Origin of the sequence: Pseudonocardia sp. SID8383 (assembly GCF_009864975.1) — a bacterium.
GTDB classification, from domain to species: domain Bacteria; phylum Actinomycetota; class Actinomycetes; order Mycobacteriales; family Pseudonocardiaceae; genus Pseudonocardia; species Pseudonocardia alni.
Genome location: NZ_WWFY01000111.1, coordinates 1 through 3,167 on the forward strand (window position 1 = coordinate 1; position 3,167 = coordinate 3,167).

2 protein-coding genes and 1 pseudogene are annotated in these 3,167 nt (G+C 73.1%); 1 reads left to right on the forward strand and 2 read right to left on the reverse strand.

Annotation, left to right across the window (positions count from 1 at the left end; all coding sequences use genetic code 11):
- Nucleotides 1-292: 292 nt before the first annotated feature.
- Nucleotides 293-1,780 (reverse strand): glutamate--cysteine ligase, encoded by a 1,488-nt coding sequence (locus tag GTW08_RS02645; protein ID WP_073577871.1) that lies wholly within the window; start codon nt 1,778-1,780, stop codon nt 293-295.
- Nucleotides 1,781-1,948: 168 nt separating this feature from the next.
- On the opposite strand from GTW08_RS02645, the gene GTW08_RS02650 reads away from it, so the two are divergent.
- Complete coding sequence (locus GTW08_RS02650) at nt 1,949-2,758, forward strand: TrmH family RNA methyltransferase (protein WP_073577870.1); 810 nt, start codon at nt 1,949-1,951, stop codon at nt 2,756-2,758.
- 87 nt (nt 2,759-2,845) lie between these two features.
- Here the strand turns inward: GTW08_RS02650 and GTW08_RS02655 are convergent.
- A pseudogene (locus GTW08_RS02655) lies at nt 2,846-3,167 on the reverse strand (hypothetical protein); the annotation flags it as partial.

The following is a 3,167-nucleotide window of genomic DNA, read 5'->3' on the forward strand; positions in this document are numbered from 1 at the left end:
CCTCCCGGGCCCGGGGCGCGGCGGGCCGCGGAGCCGGGTCGGGCGCCGGGTCGTCGAGCCAGGGGTCGGGGCCGCCGTCGAGGGGGCGCTCGTCGCGGGCGGTGCGGCCGAACAGCCGGAACGGGGACATCGTCGTCGCCCGGGTCATCGACGCCGGTCTGGGTGGTGCTGGATGGACATGTCCCTCCGTCCCGTACGCGCACCCGGGGCGGGTGTGCGGAGAGGAACGGTAGGAACGTGCGGGCGGTGAGCGGGCCCGGTCGCGGAGAATGCTTCGCGATGGCGAAGCCGATCAGCCGGGGATCTCCCAGGTGTGGACGGGCTGGTTGGCGGTCGAGTGCGCCAGGTAGCGCTCGAGCATGCCGCGCAGCGCGCTCATCCGGTCCGCGCCCCGCGCCTCCAGCGCGGCGACGGTGTCGATCTGCCACGACGACCCGGTCTGACGCGTGACGCAGCGCCGCTCCAGCACCGTCAGGTACCGGTCGCAGACCGCGCCGGAGACGCCCCAGCGGGCGAGACCCTCGTGGGCCAGGGGGAGCAGCTTGCGCAGGGCGAGCTCGTCGGGGAGCACCCAGCCGGTGCCGGGCCAGTACAGGGGAGCGTGCATGCCGTGCTTGGCCGCCGTCTGGAAGTTCTCCCGCGCCGCCTCGAACGACACCGACCGCCACAGCTGCTGGTCGGCCTCGACCAGGGTGCGCAGCAGGCCGTAGAAGAACAGCGCGTTGGCGACCATGTCGACGGTCGTCGGCCCCGCGGGGAGCACCCGGTTCTCGAGTCGGACGTGCGGGGTGTCGCCGGTACTGTCGTAGATCGGCCGGTTCCAGCGCCAGATCGTGCCGTTGTGCAGGGTCAGCTCGGGCAGGTCCGGGAAGCCCTTGTCGCGCATCTGCGTCGCCGGGTCCACATCGGACGTCAGCGGCATCAGCGCGGGGAAGTAGCGGGCGTTCTCGGAGAACAGGTCCAGTACCGAGTCGATCCAGCGCTCACCGAACCAGACCCGCGGACGTACCCCCTGGTTGTGGAACTCGGGGGTCCGGACGTCGCAGGACTGCTCGAACAGCGGGATCCGGGTCTCCGACCACAGCTGTGACCCGAGCAGGAACGGCGAGTTCGACCCGAGCCCCAGCTGGACACCGGCCAGGCACTGCGCGGCGTTCCAGTAGCGCCCGAAGTTGGCGGGGGACACCTGCAGGTGCAGCTGCATCGACGTGCAGGCCGCCTCGGGAATGATCGTGTCGAAGTCGGCGTTGACCCGCTCCTCCGGCGAGCAGCCGGCGATGTCGATCCGGATCGGCTCGCCCCGGGCGTTGAGCATCTGGTCGTTGAGCGCCTCGTAGCGGTCCTCGGGGGAGATCGCCTCGGCGGTCATGTGCCCCGGGTCGAGCGTCGGCAGGATCCCGATCATGACGAGCTGGGTGCGCAGGTCACCGGCCTTCGCCCCGGCGCCCGCGAGCAGGTCGAGCAGCTCGTGCTCCAGCTGGCGCCACTGGTCGCCGGGCAGCGGCCGGGGCGGCAGGTTCAGCTCGAGGTTCCAGCGGCCGAGCTCGGTCTGCCACTCGCCCGAGTTGATCGTGTCCAGCACGTCGCTCCCGTTGAGCGACGGCGCCAGCTCCGGATCCACCAGGTTGAACTCGATCTCGACGCCGGTCATCGGCTCCGTGTCGGAGAACGGGTAGCTGCTGAGCAGGTCACCGAGAGTGTCCAGACAGCGCTGCACCTTGATCCGGTACCGCTGGCGGTCGCGCCGGCTGAACGTCGTCCGGTCGACCACCTGACCCATGCGCGAACCGACCTCCATCGAACGGGGAGCGCCTTCTCACTCACACGGCGGAGGACCGTTGTCGGAGGAGGCGGCACTACACCGTGTCATATCGCCGGACCGGGCGGTACCGGCTGACCGGGCGACCAGGCGCGGCGAACGGTCCGTGACGTGGGACGATCGGGCGTCGTGGCCATACTCACCACGGTCGAGCACTCCGACGACCCCCGAATCGACGACTACCGCGACCTCACGACCGCCGATCGGCGCCCCGATCGGCCCGGTGGGCGTGGGCTGGTGATCGCGGAGGGTGTCGTCGTCGTACGCCGGCTGCTCGACTCGCCGTATCCGGTGCGCTCCCTGCTGGGGGTCCCGCGTCGCCTCGACGAGCTCTCCGACGATCTCGCCGGCGTCGACGTCCCGGCCTACGCGACCGACGCCGACACCATGGCCCGGGCGGTCGGGTTCCACCTGAACCGGGGGGTGCTCGCCGTCGCCGACCGGGCTCCCGCGCCGTCCCTCGACGACGTCCTGGCCCGCGCCCGCACGCTGGCCGTCTGCGAGGGGGTGGGGGACCACGAGAACCTGGGGTCGTTGTTCCGCAACGCCGCCGCCCTCGGCGTCGACGCGATCCTGCTCGGCCCCGGCTGCTCGGACCCGCTGTACCGGCGCAGCGTCCGCGTCTCGATGGGGCACGTGCTGAGGGTCCCGTTCACGACCCTCGACGGCGCGTGGCCCGCCTCGGTGGACCGGCTGCGGGAGGCGGGGTTCACCGTCGCCGCCCTCACTCCCTCCGCCGACGCCGAGCCCCTCGCCTCGGCGGGCCTGTGCGGCCGGAAGGTCGCCCTGCTGCTGGGTGCGGAGGGTCCCGGTCTCACCGACGAGGCACTGGCCGCCGCCGACCGCCGGGTCCGGATCCCGATGGCGAGCGGCGTGGACTCGCTCAACGTCGCAACGGCCGCCGCCGTCGCCTTCCACGCCGTCACCGGCGGGGGCTGACCGCGGGCGGTGCGGTCCCACACCGGATCCGTGCTCCCACACGGGACCGGATCCGGTGCGGGAGGACGGAACCCCTGCGGGAACGTGTCAGCGCTGGCCGCGGACGCCGAGCAGGACCTCGTCCCACGACGGCATGACCGGCTTGCCCTTCTTCGTCCGCCGCGATCCCGCGGTGGACGGGCGACGCGGCGCCGCGCTCTCGGTGTCCTGTGCCGGAGCGGGGTCCGTCTCCTGGCCCGAGCCGTCCGACGACGACGTGCCCGGTGCCCCGCTGGTGGCCGCGGCAGCCCCGGTGGGTGCGTCGGCCCCCTCGCCGGGGGCGTCGCCCGACGCGGTCGGGGAGGCCTCGCCGTGGTCGGCGGAGGTGCTCGTGGAGCCCGCGGTGGTGCCCGCGGACGCCGCGGCGGTC